This is a genomic window from Roseibium sp. (assembly GCF_965216085.1).
In the GTDB taxonomy this organism is placed as follows: Bacteria; Pseudomonadota; Alphaproteobacteria; order Rhizobiales; family Stappiaceae; genus Roseibium.
Genome location: NZ_OZ244138.1, coordinates 3,635,295 through 3,658,560, shown reverse-complemented (window position 1 = coordinate 3,658,560; position 23,266 = coordinate 3,635,295). Strand labels below are relative to the sequence as shown.

The following is a 23,266-nucleotide window of genomic DNA, read 5'->3' as shown; positions in this document are numbered from 1 at the left end:
AATCTTGACAAGCCGGATTGATTCAATTTGCAATGGCCTTCTGGAAGGGTCTCATCCAGCGCGTGCGGTGCAACATGAGGCCTTGCTGCCAATAAAGAAAACTCAGATGGCAGCAACTCAGGGAGGAAAACGTGCAATATCTCAAGACACTTGTGGCCGCCACCGCGCTTGCAGTCTGTTCAGCAGGCGTTTCATCCGCCGAGACCTTGAAAATTGGCTATATTGATCCGCTGTCGGGCCCCTTTGCCCTTACCGGTGATACCGGGCTGAAGCACTTCCGATATGCTGCGGATAAAATCAACGACACCGGCGGAGCCGCCGGAATGACGGTGGAAATCGTCCCCTTCGACAATAAGATCAATCCGAAAGAAAGCCTGGTTCAGCTGCAAAAAGCCATCGACCAAGGCATTCGTTACATCGTTCAGGGCAATGGATCGTCTGTTGCGTCCGCACTGATTGACGCCATCAACAAACACAACAAGCGCAATCCGGGCGATGAAGTGTTGTTTTTGAATTATGCCGCTGTTGATCCGGCCTTCACCAATGACCGCTGCAGTTTCTGGCATTTCCGCTTTGATGCGGATGCGGATATGAAAATGGAGGCCATGACCGATTGGCTGGCCGAACAACAGGACATCAAGAAAGTCTATATTCTTGGCCAGGATTATTCCTTCGGCAAAGCGGTTGCCGGCGCAGCTGTGAAGATGATTTCTGAAAAACGGTCGGACATCGAGATCGTCGGCAATGAGCTGCATCCCCTTGGCAAGGTCAAGGATTTCACGCCTTACATTCAGAAAATGATTTCTGCAGAAGCTGATGCCGTGATCACCGGCAACTGGGGCCAGGACATGACGCTCCTGGTCAAGGCGGCCTCCGCCTCTGGCCACAAGGTGCCTTATCTGACGTACTACGGCGGCGGGCTTGGCGCCGTTGCCACCATGGGCGAAAGCGCGATTGGACTGGTCAAGCAGATTACGGAGTTCCACCAGAACATCGAGACCAGCGAAGACCAGATCGCAAACATGGACCGGTTCCAGGATCGTTATGGCACCGATTATTATTATCAGCGCGTCTTCACGCTAATGGAGATGTTTGACCGCGCGCTTGATGACGTTGGCGAGAATGACCCGGTTAAGGTCGCGTTCGCTCTGGAAGGAATGGGCCACGAAACGCCCTATGGGTCTGTGTCCATGCGCAAGGACAATCATCAACTGATCCAGCCTATGTTCATCTCGACCTTCTCTGATGATATCACCCGCAAGTTGGAAGGCACGGACTTCGGCTTCAAGACCGATCCGGACGGCGTCATCAAGGGCGAGGCCACGCGCACCGAAACCACCTGCCAGATGAAACGGCCCAGCTGATCAGCCGTACATCACAATCATCAATGGATTGAAGCCGCGCGTTATAAGACGCGCGGCCGACAGGCAGGATCTAAATGGAAACATTTGTCTTTTCCCTGCTGAACGGGGTCATCTACGGGCTGTTGCTGTTTATGCTGTCCAGCGGTCTGACCCTGATTTTCAGCATGATGGGCGTGCTCAACTTCGCCCACGCCAGCTTCTATATGCTGGGCGCCTATTTCGCTTACACCATCGGCTCCGTCACCGGATTTTGGATTGCCTTGTTCCTGGCCCCAATCATGGTTGGTCTTGCCGGGGCTGCTGTCGAACGCTGGGGCCTCAGAAAAGTCCATGTCAATGGCCACCTGGCCGAACTCTTGTTTACGTTCGGCCTTGCTTATTTGATCGATGAGCTGGTCAAGATCATCTGGGGCAAGATCCCCGTTGCCTATGAAATCCCGGCGGCCCTCGACTTTCCCCTGTTCACGCTCTTTGGTGCTCAATACCCGGCCTACCGGATTTTCATGCTGGTGGTGTCCGTTGCGATGCTCGGCGGTCTTTGGTTCTTGCTCAAGCGTACCCGCGCCGGGCTGATCATCCAGGCCGCTTTGACCCATCCGCATATGGTCGGCCATCTGGGCCACAATGTACCGCGCGTGTTCATGATGGTGTTCGGCTTTGGCTGCGCGCTCGCCGGGCTCGCAGGTGTTATTGGCGGCAATTACCTGGTCACAGAACCGGCCATGGCCCTCTCCATCGGCCCGATTGTTTTTGTGGTTGTCGTGGTCGGCGGCATGGGCAGTTTGGAAGGCGCCTTCATAGCCTCGCTCCTAATCGGCCTTCTTCAGACCTTCGCCATTTCCATTGATACGACCTTTGCGGAGATCTTTGCGTTTACCGGGCTCAGTCCGCTGAGTGACCTTGGCCGCATCTCGATTGCCTCCTTGGCGCCGATGCTGCCGTTTCTACTGCTGGTCTTGATCCTGATGATCCGCCCACGCGGCTTGATGGGGGAGCGGGAAATTTGACCGACACAATCGCTATCTCAATTGCGCCATCGGGCACGGAGAAATTTCGCACACGCGTGCTGCCGTTTTTGATCATGGCGGCGGTCTTGGTCGTGATCCCGATGACAGAGCCGTCGCGAACGGCCTACACGTTGTTGAATTCCATCGGCATCAACATGGTTTTCGCGCTGTCCTACAATATGCTCCTCGGCCGGGCCGGCCTTTTGTCCTTCGGCCATGCGGTCTATTTTGGCCTCGGCGGCTACACGGCAATGCATGCCATGCAGGCGATTGAAGCGGGAACAGGCATCTGGGGTTTTGTCCCCGTTTTTGCCTTGCCGCTGGTCGGTTTTGCCGGAGGCGCATTGGCCGGTGCTGTCATTGGCTGGCCCTCCTGCCGCCGTGCCGGCATTCCCTTTGCCATGATTTCATTGGGGATCGCAGAACTGGTGGCAGCTGCCGGGTTCATGTTCACCAGCCTCTTTGGTGGGGAAGAGGGTGTATCCGGTGACCGTATGAACGGCACAGAACTCTTTGGATTGAGCTTGGGCCCGATCAACGAGGTCTATTGGTTCATCGCTGCTTGGACCTTGATCGGAACGGTGGCCATGTTCGCTTTCACCCGAACACCGCTTGGCAAAATGGGGGAGGCAGTGCGCGACAATCCGGAACGGGTGGAGTTTGTCGGTTACGACCCGCAGCGGGTGCGGTATCTGATTTTCATTTTCTCCGGCGGTTTTGCAGGTTTGGCTGGCGGCATGGCGGCCGTCAATTATGAGATCTTTACGCCCGAATCCCTGTCGCTGCTGCCGTCCGGATTTGTGCTGTTGATGGCCTATGTTGGCGGGATCCGCTATTTCGCCGGGCCGATGCTGGGCGCTGCGCTCTTGACCTACATGCAGTCGAACCTGTCCGATTTCACCGAGGCCTGGCTGTTGTATCTCGGTTTGCTGTTCATCCTGATCGTCATGTTCGCGCCGGCGGGCCTTGCCGGGATTGCCGTTGGGGCTGGCAACGTGTTGCAGAACCCGAACCGGGGAACAGTCCTGATGCGCTGGGCGCGTTTCGGTGCAGGGGCCCTATCCGCCTTCCTTGGCTCAGTGGTTGTGATTGAAGTTGTCGTGCGTCACTCCAACGGCTTTGGTGAGGTTTTTGAACCCTTCGGGCTGGCGCTGGAAGCAAACAGCCCACTGACCTGGGGGCTGGCAGCGGTCCTTCTTGGCGTCGGTGGCTGGGTGATGCGCTCTGCGGCATCGGCGAATGAGGAGGCGGGCTCATGAGCACTCCGGCGCTTTCCATCCGCGGTTTGACTAAAAACTTCGGTCCGGCCGAGATCATCCGGGGTGTTGATCTGGACATCCAGCCGGGAGAACGTCACGCGATCATCGGACCGAACGGGGCGGGTAAATCGACCTTGTTCAATCTTGTTTCGGGTTTGCACCGGCCAACTTCGGGCAGTGTACATCTGAGCGGCAAGAAAATCTCGGGGCGTAAACCGCACGAGATCACTCGCATGGGGCTTTCGCGCTCGTTTCAAGTGTCCAACATCTTTGCCAATATGACTGTGCGCGAAAATGTGCGCTGTGCGGTGCTTTGGTCGCTGGGCACCGGTTACAGCTTCTGGCGCAACATCGGCAACCTGAAACATGTGCAGGAACGCACGGCAGAGGTGTTGGAAACGGTCGGCATGATCGACAAGGCGGGACTGTCAGCCGCAAGCCTGCCTTATGCCGATCAACGCACGCTGGAAATCGCGATCACCATCGCCGGCGGCGCCGATGTGATCCTTCTGGACGAACCGACTGCCGGTATGAGCCACTCGGAAACCGAACGCGCGGTCGCCCTGATTGAGCGGGCGACGGCCGGCAAGACCCTGATAATTGTTGAACACGATATGAGCGTGGTCTTTGGATTGTCCGACCGGATATCCGTGCTGGTCTACGGCCAGATCATTGCCTCCGGACCTCCGGACGAGATCCGCGGTGATGCCAAAGTCCGGGAAGCCTATCTTGGTGATGACGCCGAGGATCTTCCGCAAATCGAAGGAGCCGCGTGATGAACACCATGTTGTCTGTGCGTGGGCTTAACGCGTTTTATGGAAAGAGCCATGTGCTGCGCGGGGTCGATCTCGAAGTCGGGGAGGGGGAGGTGGTGGCCCTTCTCGGACGCAATGGGGTTGGCCGCTCTACCACGGTCAAGGCGATCATGGGGGAGGTCGCGCCGAAAGGCGATATCTGGTTCAAGGGGGAAAACATTTCAGGTCTCGCCAACCACGAGATTGCCTTGAAAGGCCTCGGTTATGTGCCGGAAAACCGGGATATCTTTCCAGGCCTGACAGTCCGGCAGAACCTTGTGCTCGGCATCAAGGACATGAAACGGCCAGGGCGCTGGGCGATTGACGATATGCTGAAGATGTTCCCGAATTTGGCAGAGCGGGCCGACACGCCGGCGGGCGTCCTTTCCGGCGGTGAAAAGCAGATGCTGACCATTTGCCGGACACTGTTGGGCGATCCGCAGCTGATCATGATTGATGAGCCCACAGAGGGGCTAGCGCCGCGCATCGTTGCCCAGGTCGGGGAGCTTTTGGCGGAAATCGCCCGGGCAGGTGTCTCGATCCTGCTGGTTGAGCAAAAACTCTCCATCGCGCTGAAGATTGCGTCTCGTGTTTATGTCATGGGGCATGGCGAGATCGTTTATTCCGGCACCCCGCAGGACTTCATCACCCGGGATGACATCCGTGGTGAGTGGCTGGAGGTTTAGAGTCGGTACGGTCTCGCCGCTTTGCCGTCCCGGTCTTGAACCGGGACTTTTTTGATCGCTGAGGTTGTATGTCCCTGATATTCGCTGCACTGCGTCGGGACCGGTGGGACGCGGTTAGTTTAAGGGGGCGGGGGCGACATTTATATCCGGAGCAAATCGACCCGGATAGAACCTTTATGCTTAAAGTATAATTTCATTATAAAATATTGAATTCTACATATTGAAATTTCTTTGGGGTGTGATTAGAACAGTTTCCACGATCTGATCACTTGGACTGGGAGGCCTTGTGGTGACACAAAGCGTCAATCTGACTTTTGAAAACAATATTGCCGTCATTGAGATCTCGAATCCGCCGGTCAATGCGCTGTCGCATGCGGTCCGTTCGGGGCTTCAAGACAGTTTTAGGGAAATTTCCAGCAACGACGATGTCAAAGCCGTTGTAATTTACGGCGCTGGGCGCACCTTTGTTGCAGGCGCCGATATCCGCGAATTTGGCCAGCCGCCGAAAGAACCGTTCCTACCCGAATTGATCAACGAGATCGAAGCCTGCGCGAAGCCCATTGTGGCAGCCCTTCATGGCACCGTGTTAGGTGGCGGACTGGAGTTGGCACTTGGCGCGCATTACCGCATTGCGGCACCAAAAACCAAACTTGGCTTGCCGGAAGTCTCGCTCGGTCTTCTGCCGGGTGCTGGCGGCACACAGCGCCTGCCGCGTCTTGTGCCGGTCGCAAAAGCCATCGACATGATCACCTCCGGCAAGCCGATTTCCGCAAAAGAAGCTCTTGAGCTTGGTCTGATCGACCGAGTGAGCGGCGAAGAGGACATGCGGTCTGCAGGGCTTGCCTATGCAAACGCGCTCATAACTGAAAGCGCTGCGCCCCGTCCAGTCAGTGGTCTGCCCTGCAACACACCGGAAGATGGTTTGTTTGAAAAGGCGCGGGCCGCTGCAGCCAAAAAAGCACGCGGTCAGCTGGCGCCGCAAAAATGCATCGATGCCATTGAAGGTGCGGTCACGCTGCCATTTGCCGAAGGCTTGGTGCAGGAACGCGCGTTGTTCCGCGAGCTGATGGATTCGGATCAGCGCGCCGCGTTGATCCATGCCTTCTTCTCCGAGCGCCAGGTCGGCAAATTGCCTGAGATTCAGGATGTTGAGCCACGCACACTTGAAAAGGTCGGCATTATCGGCGGCGGAACCATGGGCTCTGGCATCGCGACCTCCGCTCTGCTCGCCGGACTAACGGTCACACTGATCGAGCGGGATGCGGACGCGGTTGCCAAGGCGGAAGCCACGGTTTCCAAGAATCTCGCCGGTGCGGTGAAACGCGGCAAGCTTGCCCAAGAAAAATTCGACGCCATCATGACCGGTAATTTTAGTGCCGGATCCGATTATGAAGCCTTGGCTGAGGCTGATCTGGTGATTGAGGCAGTCTTTGAGAGCATGGACGTCAAGAAGGATGTCTTTGGAAAGCTCGACAAAATTTGCAAGCCGGGTGCGGTCCTGGCATCCAACACGTCTTATCTTGATGTGGACGAGATTGCCGAGATCACCAGCCGCCCGGCAGATGTCATCGGCCTGCATTTCTTCTCGCCGGCCCACGTGATGCGGCTTCTGGAAATCGTTGTCGGCGCCAAGACGTCACCGGATGTCGTCGCAACCGGATTTGCGCTGGCCAAGCGCCTCGGCAAGATAGGTGTGCGCGCCGGTGTCTGCGACGGCTTTATCGGGAACCGCATTCTGGCGACCTATCGCAAGGCCATCGATGGCGCGGTTCTGGCAGGAGCCAGCCCATTTGATGTCGACCGTGCGTTGGTCGACTTCGGTCTTGCCATGGGACCGTTTGCGGTCAGCGATCTAGCTGGTCTCGACATTGGATATATGACGCGCCAACGTCTCGCCGAAACACGGGATCCACGCGAAGTCTATGCCGAGTTTTCCGACCGCTTGTGCGAAGCCGGACATCACGGCCGCAAGACGGGTCGTGGATTCTATGACTACAGCGGTGACAAGCCGACGCCGAACGGCGATATCCTTGGATATATTTCAGATGAACAGGATGCCAAAGGCATTAAAACCCGCGAGTTGAGTGACCAGGAAATCGTCGATCGGTATATGGCGGCGATGGTCAATGAAGCGGCTCTTGTGGTTGAGGAAGGGATTGCGCAACGTCCACTCGACGTCGATGTGACCTTGCTCAATGGCTACGGTTTCCCGCGCTGGCGTGGTGGTCCGATGCAATATGCGGACACGGTTGGTGTTGGCAAGATCTTGAATGATATCAAACGGTTTGCCGAAGAAGATGACTTCCTGTGGCAACCGGCTCCCCTGTTGGAAAAATTGGCAGCGGAAGGCAAGACTTTCGCCAGCCTGAACGCGTGAGGCCTTTATTCATGAAACAAGCAGTTATTGTCTCGACCGCCCGGACCGGGCTGGCGAAGTCCTACCGGGGCGCGTTCAACGAAACCCATGGTGCGACCATGGCCGGTCATGCGATCCAGCATGCTGTCGAGCGGTCCAAGGTGGACCCGGCCATTATCGAAGATGCCTTCATCGGCTGCGGTTATCCGGAAGGTTGGACAGGCAGCAACATTGCACGCCAATCCGTTCTGCGCGCCGGTCTGCCGGTGACGACAGCAGCTGTTACCATCAACCGCTTTTGCTCCTCAGGTCTTCAAGCGGTGGCTATGGCAGCCCATGCAATTTCCGTCGAAGGCGCTTCAGCTGCGATCGCTGGCGGTGTGGAAAGCATTAGCCAGATGCCGCCGTCCCGCCCGCCCGCAGCGCGCGAAAAATGGCTCGATGAGCACAAGCCGGAGGTCTATCTGTCGATGATCGAGACCTCGGACATCGTGGCCAAGCGCTACAACATCAGCCGCGATGCCCAGGATGAACTGTCTTTGGTCAGCCAGCAGCGCACCGCTGCAGCTCAGGCGGCTGGCAAACTGGACGATGAGATCGTGCCGATCACCGTCACCCAAGCTTTTAAGGACAAGGAAACCGGCGAAGTGACCCGCAAGGACGTCACGTTTTCCATGGACGATTGCAACCGTCCGAACACAACGCTCGAAGGCCTGGCCAAGCTGGAACCGGTACGCGGCGAAGGCAATTTCACCACCGCTGGCAATGCGTCGCAGCTGTCAGACGGCGCCGCGGCGCTCGTCCTGATGGACGCTGATCTGGCAGAAAAACAAGGTCTTGAGCCACTCGGTGCGCTGAAAGGGTTTGTCACGGCAGGCTGTGAACCGGATGAAATGGGCATCGGGCCGGTTTATGCCGTGCCGCGGCTTCTGAAACGCCACGGTTTGTCCGTCGATGATATCGATCTTTGGGAGCTGAACGAGGCGTTTGCCTCGCAGGCGCTGTATTGCCGGGAACAGCTCGGCATCGATCCGGAGAAGTGCAACGTCAATGGCGGCTCGATTTCCATCGGTCACCCGTTCGGTATGACCGGGGCCCGCATGACTGGCCACCTTCTTTTGGAAGGCCGGCGCCGGGGATCAAAACTCGGCGTTGTCACCATGTGTATCGGTGGCGGGCAGGGTGCTGCCGGCCTGTTCGAGATTTTCTAAGGGGGATCTTCGATGGATCTGAGCTACACGCCGGAGGAAGAAGCATTCCGCGCCGAAGTGCGGGCTTTTCTGAGCGAAAAACTGCCTCGTCAACTTAAGGAAAAGGTCCGGCTTGGAAAGCGCTTGACCAAGTCGGACATGGAAAGCTGGCATGCGATCCTGAATGCGCAGGGCTGGCTCGCGCCGAACTGGCCAAAGGAATACGGCGGTGCTGAATGGGATGCCGTTCAGCGGATGATTTTCGAAGAAGAAGCCTGTCTGGCCCACGCGCCGCGCATCGTTCCTTTCGGTCTCTCGATGCTGGCGCCCGTGCTGCTGGCGTTCGGATCGGAAGAACAGCGCCAGCACTATCTGCCGCGCATTCTGAATGGCGAAGATTGGTGGTGCCAGGGCTATTCTGAACCAGGGGCTGGTTCGGATCTCGCAGCTCTTAAGACCAAGGCTGTGCGCGATGGCGATCATTATGTCGTCAATGGCCAGAAAACCTGGACGACGCTTGGTCAGCATGCCAACTGGATCTTCTGCCTGGTGCGCACAGATCCAGATGCCAAGAAACAGGAAGGCATCTCCTTCCTCTTGATCGACATGAACACGCCGGGTGTGACCGTGCGCCCGATCGTGCTGATCGACGGCGAGGCTGAGGTCAACGAGGTCTTCTTTGACGACGTGCGCGTCCCGGCCAGCAACCTTGTCGGCGAAGAAAACAAGGGCTGGACCTACGCCAAGTACCTGCTCACGCATGAGCGGACCAATATTGCCGGAGTTGGCTTCTCCAATGCCGCCTTGGCAACGTTGAAGCGCGTTGCAGCGAGCACCCAATCCGGCGGCAAGTCACTGGATCAAAACCCGTATTTCGCCGCGCGGATGGCACAGGTTGAAATCGACCTGATGGCGATGGCAACAACCAACCTTCGGGTTGTTTCAGCAGCGGCAAAGGGACAGGCGCCGGGTGCGGAAAGCTCCATGCTGAAGATCAAGGGCACGGTGATACGCCAGGAATTGTCCTCGCTCCTGCGCCGGGCAGCTGGCCCCGACGCTATGCCGTTCCTGCCGGACTACCTGGATGGCGGTGACAATGTGCCGGCAGAAGGCCCGGAACATGCGCCTGCATCGGCGCCCAACTATTTCAACATGCGCAAACTATCGATTTTCGGTGGCTCAAACGAGATCCAGCGCACGATCATCACAAAAGCGATTTTGGAACTTTGAGGCGTTAAGCAGATGGACTTTAATCTGACAGAAGAGCGCGCGTTGCTGCGCGATATGTTGCAACGCTTCTTGAGCGAAAACTACGGCCACGAAGAGCGACGCAAACTGCTGGCCTCCGGCAAAGCGTATGACACCTCAGTTTTCAAGGAACTGGCGGACCTGGGCATCTTTGGTGCTCTGTTTGGAGAAGCTGAGGGCGGGCTTGGCGGTGCCGGGTTCGATATTGCCGTTGTTTTTGAAGAGCTTGGCCGTGCTGGTGTGATCGAGCCGATCCTGGGGAATGCGGTTCTCGCTGGGGGCTTGATCTCCGAGTTGGGCACGGACGAACAAAAAACACTGATTGGCGACGTTATTGCAGGAGAAAAGATCCTGGCGTTCGCCCATGCAGAACCGGCCTCACGGTATGACCTCAATCATGTCACTGCCACGGCGAAAGCTGATGGCGGCCAAATCACGCTGAACGGCACGAAGGCGCATGTGCTGAACGGTGCGCAGGCCGACATGATTGTGGTGTCCGCCCGTGAGGCCGGAACGGACTGGGACGAAAAGGGAATATCCTTGTTCCTGGTTCCAAAAGACGCAGCTGGCGTTACGATCGTCGATCATCCCAATGTCGACGGCGCTTCAGCTACCACCATCAAACTGGATGGGGTCACTGTGGATGACAACGCACGTTTAGGCGGCTCCGGTGTAGCTTTCGCGGCGATTGAAACGGCAGTGGCCCGCGCCACATTGGCTGTTTGCGCAGAAGCAGTCGGTGCGATGGAAGCCGCTAAGGCGTTGACCATTGAGTATCTGAAGGAGCGCAAACAGTTCGGCATTGCCATCGGCAAGTTTCAGGCGCTGCAGCACCGTATGGCGGATCTTCTAATTGAGGTTGAACAGGCGCGTTCTGCAGTCATCAATCTGGCGGGCCACCTCGAAGCCCCGCGCGCGCTGCGGGAACGCCATGTCAGCGCGACGAAAAACCTGATCGGCCGGGCAGGAGCGCTGGTCGCGGAAGAAACCGTTCAGCTCCATGGCGGCATCGGTATGACGGATGAATACGCGCTGTCGCATTTTGCTCGGCGTATCGTGATGATCGATCATCTGTTCGGCGACGTGGATCATCATCTGGAACGCTTCATCTCCTTGAATGCGGCCTAAGCGATGAGTGCGTTTTTCCGAAAAGAGGTTCGACCGGATCACCTGATCTTGTGGAACACCAACACGGCCCGGCGCAACGCGCTGTCGCCGGAGTATTATGACGGACTGCTTGAAGGCCTTGCTGAAGCCGCTGAAACACCGTCGATTACCGCGGTCATTCTGGCGGGAGAAGGGGACTATTTCTGCTCAGGCGGGGATCTCAATCTCCTAAAAGAGCGGCGCAACATGACGCTCGACGAGCGCAAGGCGGCAATTGCCAAGCTCCATACCCTGATCCAGGCAATCCGCACTTGTCCAAAACCCGTGATTTGTGCGGTCGAGGGCGGGGCTGCTGGCGCCGGTCTCAGCATCGCTCTGGCCTGCGATATGGTTGTCAGCGCCAAGGGAGCGGGTTTCACGCTTGCCTATGTCAAAGCCGGTTTGGTTCCGGACGGTGGCGTTACCCATGCGCTGATGAACGCGCTGCCGCGTGGCACCGTTTCGAAGATGGCCTTGTTGGGTGCGCCACTGACGGCTGAACGGTTGTATGACCTGGGCGTTCTGACCGACCTCTGCGGCGAAGGTGAAGCTCTGGCGACTGCACAGGCCTTGGCCAGAAAGATCGCCGCCGGTCCCGAAAAAGCCATCGCGGCCATCAAATCCCTTTTGACATCCGCTGAGACAGCAACACTGGAAGAGCAACTTGACGCGGAGCGGGACGCAATGGCCGAGGCTCTTGGGGGCGAAGAGGCCCGCAGAGGTATCGCCGCCGTTCTCAGCAAATCCCGCCCTGTATTCCGCGATTGAGGAGTTTGAAATGACGTCGGCAAACTTTGAACATCCGATTTTCGATACGCCGGTGACCCGGACCTATGGCACTAAGGTGCCGATCGTCGCCGGTGGCCTGCAATGGCTGGCCAATGCCGACTATGTTTCGGCGGCGGCCCGGGCCGGAATCATGGGCTTCATTACGGCAGCTAGTTTTCCGGAAGCGGAGGACCTGAAGGCTGAAATCGAGCGCTGCCGGGAGCTGTCAGATGGCAATCCGTTTGGTGTCAACGTTTCTATGCTGCCCAAACTCGTTCCGGGTGAGAAAACCGCGGACGTTTTCCGCACGATAGCCGATTGCGGCATCAAATTCGTGGAAACATCCGGGCGCAGTCCTGAGGCTTACTTGCCGATCTTGAAGGATGCCGGGATCACGGTTCTGCACAAGGTTCCCAGCCTGAGATATGCGGTCAAAGCGCAAAGCGTCGGCGTGGATATGGTGTCGATTGTTGGCGCCGAATGCGGCGGGCATCCGGGCATGGATATGATCGGTTCCATGGTCAATGCCGGTCTTGCCGACGAACGGCTCACCATTCCCTGGCTAATTGGCGGCGGTATCGGCCGTGGATCGCAATTGGCCGCGGCTCTGGTGATGGGGGCGTCCGGTGTTGTTATCGGAACCCGGTTCCTGGTAGCTGAGGAGCTTCAGGCTCATCCAGGATACAAACAGGCGCTGATAGATGCGAGCGAGTTGGATACGGCGCTCAGCATGACATCAGTCCGTAATACCGTGCGCAGCCTGCGCAATGAGACGACAGAGACTGTCATCCAACTGGAGCGCGACAATCCGGAAATCGGCATACAAGGACTGTTGAAACACGTCTCTGGCGCAATTGGCCGGCAGGCCTATGCCACCGGCGATGTCTCACGCGGCATCTTGTCGGCGGGCCATGCCCTTGGATTTGTTGATAAAGTCGAGCCCTTGGCCGAGATAGTCAACCGTTTGGAAGCTGATGCCCTTGGTGCCTTGAAGCGGTTAAACACCGCTGCTTAAAGAGCGGCGATTTGGGAGGAACTGGAATGCAGAATCGCATTCATGATTTTCTGGATGAAGCGGCCGCCGCGCGCGGAGATACAGTTGCCATTCACGATTATGCAGACCGGGACATCTCCTGGAGCGGGTTGAAGCAAGCCGCGGGTGAGGCGGAAGAGGCGCTGAGGTCTTTCGGCCTTAAGGCCGGTGACCGGATCGTCATGGTCTTTGAGAATTGTATCTCAGTTCCGGCGTTCTTTTTTGCCGCCAGCCGGTTGGACGCAATCATTGTTCCAATCAATGCGCGGCTGACCGATGCGGAATTGTCGCGGATCTTCGCTCACAGCGATCCCAGCGTTGTGATGTTCAGCACGGACGTCTCCGAAGCTGCGAAAGCTCATGCCGACCACTTTGGCGCCGAGGCTGTCGAAGGAACCTTTGGCCAAGCGGCGTTGATGCGCCGGGAAGGTGCAGAAGCGGAACCTGTTTTTGAAGACGGCCGGGCGCAGGTTGGCTTGATGCTCTACACATCAGGAACGACCGGAAATCCCAAAGCGGCAATGCTGACACATGGCAATCTGAACAGCGCTGCGCAGGCGTCTGTCAAATTGCGTGGCCGGGAGGACAATGATGTCACTTACCTGGCGCTACCGTTGTCTCATATTTATGGTTTTATAGCGCTTTTGTCGGCGGCCGTTGCGCAAACCTCGTTGCGCCTAGAGCCCCGTTTTGATGTCGAGCGGCTGTATCAAGCGCTGCAAAAAGACGTCACGCTTTTGCCCGGTGTGCCCCAAATGCATGCGCATCTCTTTCACTATACGCGCGCGCACAGCAAGTCCAAATACGATGCAGGACATCTGCGTTTCGTCTCATCCGGCGGTGCTCCGCTCGATCCGGCTTGGAAACGAGAAGCTGAGGCCTTCTATGGTCTGCCGCTGCAAAACGGCTACGGATTGACGGAAGGCGCTGCAGGTGTTTGCGCAACCTTGAATGAAATTGGAGATCCGGACATCAGCGTTGGCCGGCCAATGGGTGACTGCGTCTTGCGGTTGGATCTGGAAGCTGTGGGCGCTGAACCGGACAAGGGGATTGGCGAGATCCTTTTGGGCGGTCCGCAGGTGATGAAAGGCTATTTCAGGGATCCGGAACGCACCGCCGAGGTGATCACGGATACCGGCTTTTTCCGCACCGGAGATCTTGGCCGGTTCGACGAAGAAGGCCGCCTGCACATTGCCGGGCGCTCCAAGGAGTTGATCATCCGCTCCGGCTTCAACGTCTATCCGGTCGAAATCGAGGGCATCCTGACCGATCATCCGGAGGTGATTGTTGCCGGGGTTGTGGGCCGGCAAGTTGAAGGCAATGAGGAAGTTCTCGCCTTTGTTAAGGTGGCTAAGGACAGCAAGGTCTCGGAAGACGATCTGAAAGGCTTCCTGCATGACCGTCTGGCGCCCTACAAGCGGCCGTCCAAGATCGTGATCGCCCATGATTTGCCCGCAGCTCCAACTGGGAAAATCCTGAAATCCAAACTGATCGGCACTTTTTCCGAACAACTCAGCGAACCCGCTTGAGGCGTTAGAAAAGAGGCTTTCTTAGATCTAGCAGGGCTCAGCTTGGCCGGTTTCCAAGGCCAAGCCAGAGAAATGCCGAGGAACTCAATTTATTTCTTTTAATCGGAACAAAATTCCATATAGTGGAATAATCAAATGGTCGATGGAGGATATGGCCTAATGAAACTGTTGAAGTCACTGATCGCTGGCGCATTGGTTGCCACGGGTCTCAGCACATCCGCCGCAGTCGCGGAAACCACCATTTTCTACGGCCACGGTGGCCCGGCCCGCGGCACTGTTCCGGTGGCGTTGAAGTGGTTCGATGAACGCATTGGTGAATTGTCTAGCGGCGACTTGAAGCTAGATATCCAGTGGGGTGGTGCGCTGTTTAAGGCCAACGCGGCAGCCGGTGCCATTGGTTATGGAGTTGCCGATGCGGGGTCGATCATCTCCGCCTACTTCCAGAAAGAAATGGCTGCCTATTCCATCGCCGATCTGCCGCTCAGCGGCCCGAATGTATGGGTTGGTCTGCGCGCCACGGACAAGCTGATGCGCACCACACCAGAAATCACCCAGAACCTCGCCGATCAGGACCTGGTTTATATCGGCACGTTTACCGCATCGGATGTCAACGTGGCCTGCGCAGGCACGGAAATCACGTCGGTCAAAGACATTGAAGGCAAACGGATCCGCGGTGCGGGCGTTTATGGCAAGGTGTTTGGTGAACTCGGTGCGACTATGGTCAATCTGAGCGTTTACGAAGCCTACCAGGCCCTTGATGCCGGTTTGATCGACTGCAGCCAAGGCTATTCCTACATCATTCCGGCTCTAAAGTGGCATGAGGTCATCGATAGCTATACCTTGCTGAGCTGGGGACAAATCGGCGGCTATGGCATGTTCATGAACAAGCAGTCGTTCGATGCTCTGTCTGACAGCCAGAAAGCGGTTCTGATGCAGGCGGGAGAAGAGCTTGCCGATAAGTTTGCTCAGATCGTCATGGGCGCAAATACCCGGGCGCTCGATGAAATCTCGGCCGGCGAGTTTGAACGGGATATTAAGCTGCTCGAACTCAGCGTTGATGACCGGGCCGCCATGAACGCAGCCACGGAGCCGTTCATCGAGACCTGGAAGGAAAACGCCCGGAGCGTTGGTCTGGATGCCGACATGCTGATCGCCAAATACACCGAGGCAGTCGCCGAGTTCACCAAGGAATTTGAAGAACAAGGCTATCCGTGGGAACGCGACTAAGTGCGTGACAATAAGGCTGGGGCAGAAAATGCCCCGGCCCAACCTGCGGGGAGGGACCTATGCTTGATCGCTTAGAGCAGATTTTTATCGATGTGGCTGTGGTGGCCACAATGGCGCTGGCCTTGCTGATTTTTACCGATGTTTTTGCACTGAACGTTTTTAACAAGTCGGTGCCCGACACGGTGATCATCGTGCGCGAACTGATGGTGCTGGCCATCATCATGCCACTGGCAGCGGCCACAACCCGGCGGTCTCATATCGCTGTTGAGTTTGTGACCAACTTTCTGCCCACGCGTCTGGTCAATTGGTTTGTTGTTTTCGGCAGCCTGTTTGGTGTTGTGGCTTTGATGCCGCTGATCTGGTCCGCGGGAAAGGAATTCGTCTACCAGTGGAACACTGGTAGCGAGTTTTACGGTGATCTCGGCCTCCAGCAGTGGCCAGGGCGCTTGGCCTTTGTTCTGGGGCTGAGTTTGTGCTGGATCCGGTTGGTGCTGATGGTTCTTGGCGACATTGTCTCGGCCTTGCGCGGAAGAACAATCCTTACCGGAACGCACTAGGCGGTTAGCCGCGAACGGTCTGACGAATAAGATTTTCAGGGAATTCTCTTTATGGATCCGGCAACCATTGGCTTGATCGCCTTTGCTCTCATGCTCATTCTTCTGGCAATGCGGGTGCCGATCGCCTTCGCCCTCATTGGCGTTGCGACAGCTGCGGCATTTATGATCTTTGCGTTGCGCACTGGAACCTTCATGCCCGAACGGGCCTTCCGGGCGACGTCGGCGATGGTGTTTTCCAACTCTTTCGACCTGATCCATTCCTTTGACTTGTCGATGATCCCCTTGTTCGTTGCGCTCGGCAACATCGCCTATAAGGCCGGGATCACGACGGCGGTCTATAATTCGGCGCGGGTGTGGCTGGTGCAGCTGCGCGGAGGTGTCGCCGTGGCCTCCGTGATTGGTTGCGGCGGGTTTTCTGCGATCAGCGGGTCCTCCGTCGCCTGCGCGTCCACTATGGGCAAGATCTGTACACCTGAAATGCTCCGGCTTGGATACGATCCGCGCTTGGCTACAGCCAGTGTCGCAGCCGGCGGCACGCTCGGCTCGTTGATCCCGCCAAGCGTGTTGTTCATCATCTATGCGATCTTCACGGAGACCTCAGTCAGCAAACTGTTTCTGGCAGGCGTTCTCCCGGGCCTTTTGACCTTGATCGGCTTTGTCATCGTCATTGGCTTCTGGATCACCGCAGATCCAAAGGTGGCGCCGCCGCGTGAAAAACCGGCAAGTACTGCGGAAAAGATCCGGGCCGCGAAAGAGGCTTGGCCGGCCGCCTTGATTTTCCTGATCATCGTTGTTGGCATCTATGGCGGCTTTTTCACTGCGACCGCTGCTGCTGCTGTCAGTGTTGTTGTCACAACGGCAATCGGCTTCCTGCAACGCCGTTTGAGCCTGAGCGACCTGTGGCATGCGGTCCGAGACACGGTGATCCAGACGTCGTCGCTGTTCATTGTTGCTGCAGGCGCAAAAATCTTTGTGGCTGCCATTGCACTCACTGGCATGGCTCCGGCGCTGGTCCAGGCTGTTGCCGATGCGCAATTGAGCCCAGCCATGCTGCTTTTCTGTATCTGTCTGGTTTATCTGGTTCTCGGCATGTTCCTCGATCCGATCGGGATCATGGTTCTGACACTACCGCTGATGATCCCGCTGGTTGAAGCCAATGGCATGGACCTGATCTGGTTTGGTGTTGTTGTCGTCAAACTGCTGGAGATCGGGCTGATCACCCCGCCGGTTGGTCTCAATGTGTTTGTTCTGGCCAATGTGGTTGGCCGGGATGCGCCTGTTGGAACGATTTTCGCGGGGATTTGGCGCTTCCTGTGTGCGGACGTGATTGTCCTGGCGCTCATTGTTGCCTTTCCGGCAATCTCGTTGTTCCTGTCGCAGGCTGTGAAATAACGCAAAGTAACAAAGACAAGGGTATCCAAAAATCTTGGATTATCAGATAAGTAGATGCATAGACATGATGTGAAGTGACTCGAAAAATGCCGGACCTTAAGGACGATAAACGCTACGCGAATACTCTAGCTCGCGGTCTGAGTGTGCTCAGAGCTTTCCGGCCCACTGATAATGGGCTCGGGAACTTGGAAATCTCTGAGCGGACCGGACTGCCGCGGTCTACGGTGTCCCGGCTAACTTTCACGCTTTGCGCGCTTGGGTATCTCACCCATGGCCGTCACCATGACAAATACCGGTTGGGACCTTCTGCGCTCGCGCTGGGGAACATTGCCGCTGCTGCCTTCGGCTTCATCGAAACGGCAACGCCCATCATGCAGAAGCTTGCCAATGATACCAAAACTCTGATTGGCGTCGCCATTCAGGACGATGGCGAGATGCTGATGGTCAAGACCTGGCGGCCGGAGAACTCCGCAACCATCTGGCTGAATGTCGGTTACCGGATGCCGGTGCTGAAATCGTCAACAGGCGCGGCTTACATCGGCGCGATGAATGAAACCGAACGCAACAAGATCATGTCGATACTGCCGGAAGATCAAGCTGACGAATGCATGGAACTTTGGGCTCGTTCCCAGGATCACCTTCTTGCGAATGGGTACATGTATCTGACTGGCGACGACCGGTTTTCAGCCTCTATCAATGCGCTTGCCACGCCTTACCGGCCATCAGAGTTCAGCGAGCCGGTTGCCTTTTTAAGTGGTGCGGCCGCAGATGTTCTGACCGAGGCGCGGATGAAGGACAGCGTCGGGCCGGAACTTGCCGCGGCGGTTGAACAATTGCGCCATGTGACGGGCCAGCATTATTCGGTGCTTCTGCCGGTTTAGTTTTCTGAGCTTGGCAGCAGACCTGCGCCCTTCCAGGACCCCATTGCCGTCCCGGACCTGATCCGGGACCAAATCAATTTGGGCGGAGCCTCTTGGACCCCGGCTCAAGGCCGGGGACGCCTCGAAACACGGGGTTTTGGGCAACGTCGGGCTCCGGTTTACTGTGCAGCCGGGGCAAAAAGGTCGGCGTAGGTTTCCCTCAAGACGTTCTTTTGCACCTTGCCCATGGTATTACGCGGCAGGCTGTCGACGAGGATCAGTTTGCGCGGGTGTTTGAAGCGGGCCAGCGCGCCTGCAACGGTGTTCTGGATCGCGTCCAGATCAGGATTGTCGCCTGAATTTGGAACGATCAACCCCAGCACTGTTTCGCCGAAATCGGCATGCGGCACACCGATGACCGCACTTTCCAAAACACCCGGCTGCTCATCGAGAACCAGTTCGATTTCTTTCGGATAAATGTTGTAACCGCCGGAAATGATCAGGTCTTTGTTGCGGCCGACGATGTGAACATACCCGTCTTCATCGATCTTCCCGAGATCTCCGGTGATAAAGAAACCGTCCTCACGCAGTTCTGCGGCAGTTTTTTCCGGCATTTGCCAATAGCCTTTAAAGACATTGGGACCGCGCACCTCGATTTGCCCGACCTCGCCGTTGGCAAGGGTTTCTCCAGTTTCCGGATCGGTGATTTTCAGGTCCACACCTGGCAGCGGGAACCCAACAGTTCCGGCGCGCCGCTCACCGTCATAAGGATTGGATGTGTTCATGTTGGTTTCGGTCATGCCGTAACGCTCGAGGATCCGATGACCAGTGACCTCCTCAAACCGGACATGGGTTTCGGCCAGAAGCGGCGCGCTGCCGGAAATAAACAGGCGCATGTGGGACGTCAGCTCTTTCGTGAAACGGGCATCGTCCAACAGCCGGGTGTAGAAGGTTGGGACACCCATCATCGACGTCGCCTTCGGCAGATTGGCAATCATCGCGTCCAGATCAAACTTCGGCAGGAAGATCATCGATCCCCCAACAGACAACATCACGTTTGTCGCCACAAAAAGCCCATGTGTATGGAAGATCGGCAGGGCGTGCAGCAGAACATCCTTATCTGAAAAGCGCCAGTATTCCGCCAAATCCGTGGCGTTTGATAAGAGGTTGGCCTGAGTCAGCATGGCCCCTTTGGAACGCCCGGTCGTTCCGGATGTATAAAGAAAAGCAGCCAGATCGTCGGCAGAGCGCGTGACCGTTTCGAAGGTCGCAGGCATATCTTTTGCAGCTGAGGTCAGGGAGCCGGAGCCATCCGCATTCAGCGTTTCGGTTTTCGCGCCAAGCCCTTCGGCGACCGGTTTCAGAGCTGCTTCGCTGGCCGTATCGCAGACAACCAATGACGCGCCGCTGTTCTCGATAAAATAAGTCAGCTCGTCGACGGTATAAGCGGTGTTCAGTGGCAGAAAGATCACCCCAGCTTGGGCGCAGGCGGCGTAGAGCGCCAAGGCTTCCGGCGACTTCTGGATCTGAGCGGCCAGGCGGTCGCCGGGTTTCAAGCCACGGTTCGTCAGAACATGCGCGAATTGCGCACCGGTGGCCAGAAATTCAGCATGGGTGAGGGTGGAGCCGTCTGCGAGATGGAGGAAGGGAGTAGCCTTTCCTGCATGTTTGCCGAAAAGCTGATCATAGAGCGGGTTGGCCATCGGTGGGGCTCCTGTCGAGGTGTTTTTCTGCGGCCGCGCTCAGCGACTTGATATCCGAAGAGGCCGCAATTTCATGAGAGGAAGCGAAGCGTTCGTGGTTCTGCGAGACCTTCGCCAGATTGTAAAGGTAATTGACCATCACGCCGGCTGATTGCTGTTGACCTTTTTCGGAAAGATCGGCGTCGGCATGGACCTGGTACACCTGCGCGCCATTTCCCAGATGGAACCGGGCAACCGGATCGAGCGGCATGCCGTTGGGGCGCTTGGCCGCAATCAGGTAATGGGCCGCAAGGGCTTTAAGTTGTTTCGGATCGTCCGGAAGCGGCTCCAGATCCGCCTTCTCAGCCCACTCCTGAAACCTGGGATCGGAGACAGGGTGACAAAAGTTTTGAGCCCCTGCAGTTCCAAAGAGAGATCAGCCGCCACCTGTTTGATCAGGGAATTGCCAAAAGAAATGCCTGCAAGGCCCTTTTGGCAATTGGAAATAGAGTAAAACACCGCGGTGTTCGCATCCTCCGCTTCGATATGCTCCCGCTCCTCACTTAGAAGGTCCTGAACGGACGAGGGGATGCCTTTGGTCAGTGCAACCTCAACAAAGATCAGCGGTTCGTCCGGCATGGTCGGGTGAAAAAAGGCAAAACACCGCCGGTCGGCCGGCTGCAGTCGCCGCCGGAGGTCATCCCAGCTGTGGATCGCATGAACGGCTTCATAGGCAATGATCTTTTCCAGGATGTTGGCCGGGCTTTCCCAATTGATCGGTCTGAGCACGAGAAATCCCCTGTTGAACCAGCTGGCGAAAAGATGCCCAAAGTCCACATCCAGCGCCTGGAGCGCATCGTCCGACTTGCTGAACCGCAGCAGATCTTCGCGCATGGCCACCAATGAGCGGGTGGCATCCGGCACCTGATTGAGGCGGCGGATCAGTTCCTGCCGCTTGGGTTCGGCGGTATGGACAAGGGCGCGGTAACTTGCCTTGGATTGACCCTTTTCATAGGTCTCCAAGGCTTCCCGAAGATCCGCGACAGACACGGCCATATCTTCGGCAAGATGACGGAAAAAGGCCTGTTTTTCGCTTTCGTCTGCGCGTTCGTAGCGGTCAAGGATATGCCGGGCAATCGTGCTGCCCGAAACCTCACCGGCCGCACCGATCAGTGCGGCGGTAAGTTCTTCCATGGACCGGTTATCATCGCCGCCCGGCAAGAAGGTTCGATACCGGCGGTCAAACAACGAGGAAAGCAGATCGGCCAATAGTGTCATCGCGTGGCTCCCATGACGGCGTCGGGCAACCAGGTTGCCAGACTGGGAAACAGGCATAGCAAGATGATCGCCACTACCATACATGCCACAAAGGGTAAGGACCCTTGGAGGATGGTCTTCAGCGAGATGTCCGGCGCAATGCCGTTGATGACATATAAGTTGAGTCCGACCGGCGGCGAGATCAAGCCAATTTCCATGTTGATGGTCAGGACAACCGCAAACCAGATGGGATCAAATCCAGCCGTCGTAATGATCGGCAAGAGGATCGGAGCAGCCATCAGGATGACGGCAACCGGGGGCAAGAAAAATCCGGCGATCAGCAGGAAGATGTTGACCGCGCCCATCAGAACCCAGCGGTTGACGTCCAAGGTGCCAATCCACTCGGCAATCGCCTGTGTGATGAACAGCGACGACAGCATGTAGGAAAAGACACCGGCAGCGGCGATGATGAACAGAATCATCACGCTTTCCTTGGTGCTGTCACGCAGGACCACCCAAAGATCACCCGGGTTCCAAAGCTTGTAAATCACCATGGCGATGATCAGGCAGAGGAGGGCGCCGACTGCCGCTGTTTCTGATGGCGTCGCGATGCCGCCGTACATGGCATAAAGAACGCCGACGATGATCGCCAGGAAAGGCACCACCCGCGGCAGGATTTCGACCCGTTGGCGCCAGGTGTAACTGCCAGAACTTAAGACCGACGCGTTGCCAGACCGCCAGGTGGAATAGAGCGACCAGGCCATGAACAAGCCGACCAGCATCAAGCCTGGAAACACGCCTGCCAGAAACAGCCGGCCGATCGAGGTTTCCGTGGCAATGCCGTAGACGATCATTGTTACGGACGGTGGGATCAGGATGCCGAGCGTGCCACCTGCAGCGATCGACCCGGCTGCAACGCCATCTGGATAGCCGCGTTTGCGCATTTCCGGAATGCCCATCTTGCCGATGGCCGCGCAAGTTGCCGGACTGGAGCCGGACATCGCGGCAAACAGCGCGCAGGCGCCAAGGTTAGAGACGACAAGGCCGCCAGGAACCCGGGTGAGCCAGCGCTCCAGCGCCTCATAAAGATCAGCACCAGCGCGGGTTGAGGCAATCGATGCACCCATGATGATGAACATCGGGATCGACAAAAGCGCGAAGTTGTCGAGTTTGCCGAACAGAATTTCCGGCATCAGTTCGAGCGACCGCATGCCATCGAAGATGATCAGGAAACCACCGGAAACAATCAGAAGGCCAAGGGCGACTGAAACACCGGAAAAGAGAACAAGGATCGTTGCGATCGCAACGATCGCGCCAAGAAGAAGAGGGTCCATCAGGCGTCCTCCAGACCAAAGGGCCGGTCGATACCGGTCAAAACGGCGACCAGGTCGGCAATCAGCTGCAAGAGCAGAAGGCCGAAGCCGATGGGAAGCGACAGATAAGGGATCCAAAGCCGCACGCCCCAAACGGTGTCGGAGCGCCACCCGCGTTCCCAGGCAAAATGCCAGTAGTCAAAGCCGTAGTAGAACATGACACCAACGATGGTGATCGACAGCGTGGATGTGAGGATGGCCAGAAAAAAACGCGGACGCGGTTTTAGGGCCAGAGGCACCAGGTCGACATTGACATGCCCGCGCAAGCGCTGAACGTAGGGAAGGCCAACCAACGTTGCTGCGATCACCAGATAGATGACCGCCTCGGTCTGCCAAACGGTTGACCCGTTGAGGACAAACCGCACGAAGATCATCTGGCATGTGATCGCGACTGCGGCCACGATCATGGCCGCGGAGCACCAGCCGGCCAATGTCGAAATTGCGGCGACCAGACGCAAAAAGGGATTGTTACCGGCGTGCGCTGCGACAGCCGAACTGTGACCCGCCATCGGGTTCTCCTATCAAGAACTTCGAATTT

Annotated in this window: 19 protein-coding genes and 1 pseudogene; 16 read left to right on the top strand and 4 right to left on the bottom strand. The window is 57.0% G+C overall.

Features of this window, described 5'->3' with window-relative positions; genetic code table 11:
- Positions 1-131 precede the first annotated feature (131 nt).
- The 16 genes from ACOOFE_RS17155 (at position 132) to ACOOFE_RS17080 (ending at position 18,437) form a co-directional block, all read left to right on the top strand.
- On the top strand, positions 132-1,364 hold the full coding sequence (locus tag ACOOFE_RS17155) for an ABC transporter substrate-binding protein (RefSeq protein WP_420411170.1): 1,233 nt from the start codon (positions 132-134) through the stop codon (positions 1,362-1,364).
- A 74-nt stretch (positions 1,365-1,438) separates the two neighbouring features.
- A complete protein-coding gene (locus ACOOFE_RS17150; RefSeq protein ID WP_141187418.1) occupies positions 1,439-2,371 on the top strand; it encodes a branched-chain amino acid ABC transporter permease in 933 nt (310 codons plus the stop codon).
- A complete protein-coding gene (locus tag ACOOFE_RS17145; protein WP_420411169.1) occupies positions 2,368-3,630 on the top strand; it encodes a branched-chain amino acid ABC transporter permease in 1,263 nt (420 codons plus the stop codon). Before ACOOFE_RS17150 ends, ACOOFE_RS17145 begins: the two co-directional genes overlap by 4 nt.
- Positions 3,627-4,406: an ABC transporter ATP-binding protein gene (locus tag ACOOFE_RS17140; RefSeq protein ID WP_420411168.1), complete on the top strand. Its 780-nt coding sequence runs from the start codon at positions 3,627-3,629 to the stop codon at positions 4,404-4,406. Before ACOOFE_RS17145 ends, ACOOFE_RS17140 begins: the two co-directional genes overlap by 4 nt.
- Positions 4,407-4,414: 8 nt before the next feature.
- Complete coding sequence (locus ACOOFE_RS17135; RefSeq protein WP_420415601.1) at positions 4,415-5,110, top strand: ABC transporter ATP-binding protein; 696 nt, start codon at positions 4,415-4,417, stop codon at positions 5,108-5,110.
- 289 nt (positions 5,111-5,399) lie between these two features.
- Positions 5,400-7,487: a 3-hydroxyacyl-CoA dehydrogenase NAD-binding domain-containing protein gene (locus tag ACOOFE_RS17130; RefSeq protein ID WP_420411167.1), complete on the top strand. Its 2,088-nt coding sequence runs from the start codon at positions 5,400-5,402 to the stop codon at positions 7,485-7,487.
- Between the two features lie 11 nt (positions 7,488-7,498).
- Complete coding sequence (locus ACOOFE_RS17125) at positions 7,499-8,677, top strand: acetyl-CoA C-acyltransferase (protein WP_420411166.1); 1,179 nt, start codon at positions 7,499-7,501, stop codon at positions 8,675-8,677.
- A 12-nt stretch (positions 8,678-8,689) separates the two neighbouring features.
- On the top strand, positions 8,690-9,886 hold the full coding sequence (locus tag ACOOFE_RS17120) for an acyl-CoA dehydrogenase family protein (RefSeq protein ID WP_420411165.1): 1,197 nt from the start codon (positions 8,690-8,692) through the stop codon (positions 9,884-9,886).
- A gap of 12 nt (positions 9,887-9,898) precedes the next feature.
- Positions 9,899-11,032 carry an acyl-CoA dehydrogenase family protein gene (locus tag ACOOFE_RS17115; protein ID WP_420411164.1) on the top strand — a complete coding sequence of 378 codons (1,134 nt, stop codon included), beginning with the start codon at positions 9,899-9,901 and terminating at the stop codon, positions 11,030-11,032.
- Positions 11,033-11,035: 3 nt separating this feature from the next.
- Positions 11,036-11,818, top strand: a complete 783-nt coding sequence (locus tag ACOOFE_RS17110) for an oxepin-CoA hydrolase, alternative type (RefSeq protein ID WP_420411163.1) — start codon at positions 11,036-11,038, stop codon at positions 11,816-11,818.
- Between the two features lie 10 nt (positions 11,819-11,828).
- Positions 11,829-12,833 (top strand): NAD(P)H-dependent flavin oxidoreductase, encoded by a 1,005-nt coding sequence (locus tag ACOOFE_RS17105; protein ID WP_420411162.1) that lies wholly within the window; start codon positions 11,829-11,831, stop codon positions 12,831-12,833.
- A 26-nt stretch (positions 12,834-12,859) separates the two neighbouring features.
- Positions 12,860-14,380: a class I adenylate-forming enzyme family protein gene (locus tag ACOOFE_RS17100; RefSeq protein WP_420411161.1), complete on the top strand. Its 1,521-nt coding sequence runs from the start codon at positions 12,860-12,862 to the stop codon at positions 14,378-14,380.
- A 159-nt stretch (positions 14,381-14,539) separates the two neighbouring features.
- Positions 14,540-15,607 carry a C4-dicarboxylate TRAP transporter substrate-binding protein gene (locus ACOOFE_RS17095; RefSeq protein WP_420411160.1) on the top strand — a complete coding sequence of 356 codons (1,068 nt, stop codon included), beginning with the start codon at positions 14,540-14,542 and terminating at the stop codon, positions 15,605-15,607.
- Between the two features lie 59 nt (positions 15,608-15,666).
- Entirely contained in the window at positions 15,667-16,164 is a 498-nt protein-coding gene (locus ACOOFE_RS17090; RefSeq protein ID WP_420411159.1) for a TRAP transporter small permease, read from the top strand.
- Between the two features lie 51 nt (positions 16,165-16,215).
- Positions 16,216-17,556 (top strand): TRAP transporter large permease, encoded by a 1,341-nt coding sequence (locus tag ACOOFE_RS17085; RefSeq protein ID WP_420411158.1) that lies wholly within the window; start codon positions 16,216-16,218, stop codon positions 17,554-17,556.
- Between the two features lie 86 nt (positions 17,557-17,642).
- Complete coding sequence (locus ACOOFE_RS17080; protein WP_420411157.1) at positions 17,643-18,437, top strand: IclR family transcriptional regulator; 795 nt, start codon at positions 17,643-17,645, stop codon at positions 18,435-18,437.
- Between the two features lie 158 nt (positions 18,438-18,595).
- Here ACOOFE_RS17080 and ACOOFE_RS17075 read toward each other — a convergent pair whose 3' ends face one another.
- The 4 genes and pseudogenes from ACOOFE_RS17075 to ACOOFE_RS17060 all read right to left on the bottom strand — a co-directional run bounded on the left by ACOOFE_RS17075 (position 18,596) and on the right by ACOOFE_RS17060 (position 23,237).
- The gene (locus tag ACOOFE_RS17075) at positions 18,596-20,119 is read right to left on the bottom strand and encodes a malonate--CoA ligase (protein ID WP_420411156.1); all 1,524 of its coding nucleotides are present in this window, start codon (positions 20,117-20,119) and stop codon (positions 18,596-18,598) included.
- Positions 20,100-21,376: pseudogene (locus ACOOFE_RS17070) on the bottom strand (malonyl-CoA decarboxylase). The gene ACOOFE_RS17075 and the pseudogene ACOOFE_RS17070 overlap by 20 nt, the downstream one beginning before the upstream one ends.
- Positions 21,373-22,689 carry a TRAP transporter large permease gene (locus tag ACOOFE_RS17065; RefSeq protein WP_420411155.1) on the bottom strand — a complete coding sequence of 439 codons (1,317 nt, stop codon included), beginning with the start codon at positions 22,687-22,689 and terminating at the stop codon, positions 21,373-21,375. The pseudogene ACOOFE_RS17070 and the gene ACOOFE_RS17065 overlap by 4 nt, the downstream one beginning before the upstream one ends.
- Positions 22,689-23,237, bottom strand: a complete 549-nt coding sequence (locus tag ACOOFE_RS17060; protein WP_420411154.1) for a TRAP transporter small permease — start codon at positions 23,235-23,237, stop codon at positions 22,689-22,691. Before ACOOFE_RS17060 ends, ACOOFE_RS17065 begins: the two co-directional genes overlap by 1 nt.
- Positions 23,238-23,266 lie beyond the last annotated feature (29 nt).

Bases quoted from the DNA above. Each gene is read 5' to 3' on its own strand.
- ACOOFE_RS17080 (WP_420411157.1), top strand. From the start codon at position 17,643: ATGCCGGACCTTAAGGACGATAAACGCTACGCGAATACTCTAGCTCGC.
- ACOOFE_RS17110 (WP_420411163.1), top strand. From the start codon at position 11,036: ATGAGTGCGTTTTTCCGAAAAGAGGTTCGACCGGATCACCTGATCTTG.
- ACOOFE_RS17065 (WP_420411155.1), bottom strand. From the start codon at position 22,689: ATGGACCCTCTTCTTCTTGGCGCGATCGTTGCGATCGCAACGATCCTT.
- ACOOFE_RS17075 (WP_420411156.1), bottom strand. From the start codon at position 20,119: ATGGCCAACCCGCTCTATGATCAGCTTTTCGGCAAACATGCAGGAAAG.
- ACOOFE_RS17090 (WP_420411159.1), top strand. From the start codon at position 15,667: ATGCTTGATCGCTTAGAGCAGATTTTTATCGATGTGGCTGTGGTGGCC.
- ACOOFE_RS17150 (WP_141187418.1), top strand. From the start codon at position 1,439: ATGGAAACATTTGTCTTTTCCCTGCTGAACGGGGTCATCTACGGGCTG.
- ACOOFE_RS17100 (WP_420411161.1), top strand. From the start codon at position 12,860: ATGCAGAATCGCATTCATGATTTTCTGGATGAAGCGGCCGCCGCGCGC.
- ACOOFE_RS17105 (WP_420411162.1), top strand. From the start codon at position 11,829: ATGACGTCGGCAAACTTTGAACATCCGATTTTCGATACGCCGGTGACC.
- ACOOFE_RS17060 (WP_420411154.1), bottom strand. From the start codon at position 23,237: ATGGCGGGTCACAGTTCGGCTGTCGCAGCGCACGCCGGTAACAATCCC.
- ACOOFE_RS17115 (WP_420411164.1), top strand. From the start codon at position 9,899: ATGGACTTTAATCTGACAGAAGAGCGCGCGTTGCTGCGCGATATGTTG.
- ACOOFE_RS17125 (WP_420411166.1), top strand. From the start codon at position 7,499: ATGAAACAAGCAGTTATTGTCTCGACCGCCCGGACCGGGCTGGCGAAG.
- ACOOFE_RS17135 (WP_420415601.1), top strand. From the start codon at position 4,415: ATGTTGTCTGTGCGTGGGCTTAACGCGTTTTATGGAAAGAGCCATGTG.
- ACOOFE_RS17140 (WP_420411168.1), top strand. From the start codon at position 3,627: ATGAGCACTCCGGCGCTTTCCATCCGCGGTTTGACTAAAAACTTCGGT.
- ACOOFE_RS17085 (WP_420411158.1), top strand. From the start codon at position 16,216: ATGGATCCGGCAACCATTGGCTTGATCGCCTTTGCTCTCATGCTCATT.
- ACOOFE_RS17120 (WP_420411165.1), top strand. From the start codon at position 8,690: ATGGATCTGAGCTACACGCCGGAGGAAGAAGCATTCCGCGCCGAAGTG.
- ACOOFE_RS17095 (WP_420411160.1), top strand. From the start codon at position 14,540: ATGAAACTGTTGAAGTCACTGATCGCTGGCGCATTGGTTGCCACGGGT.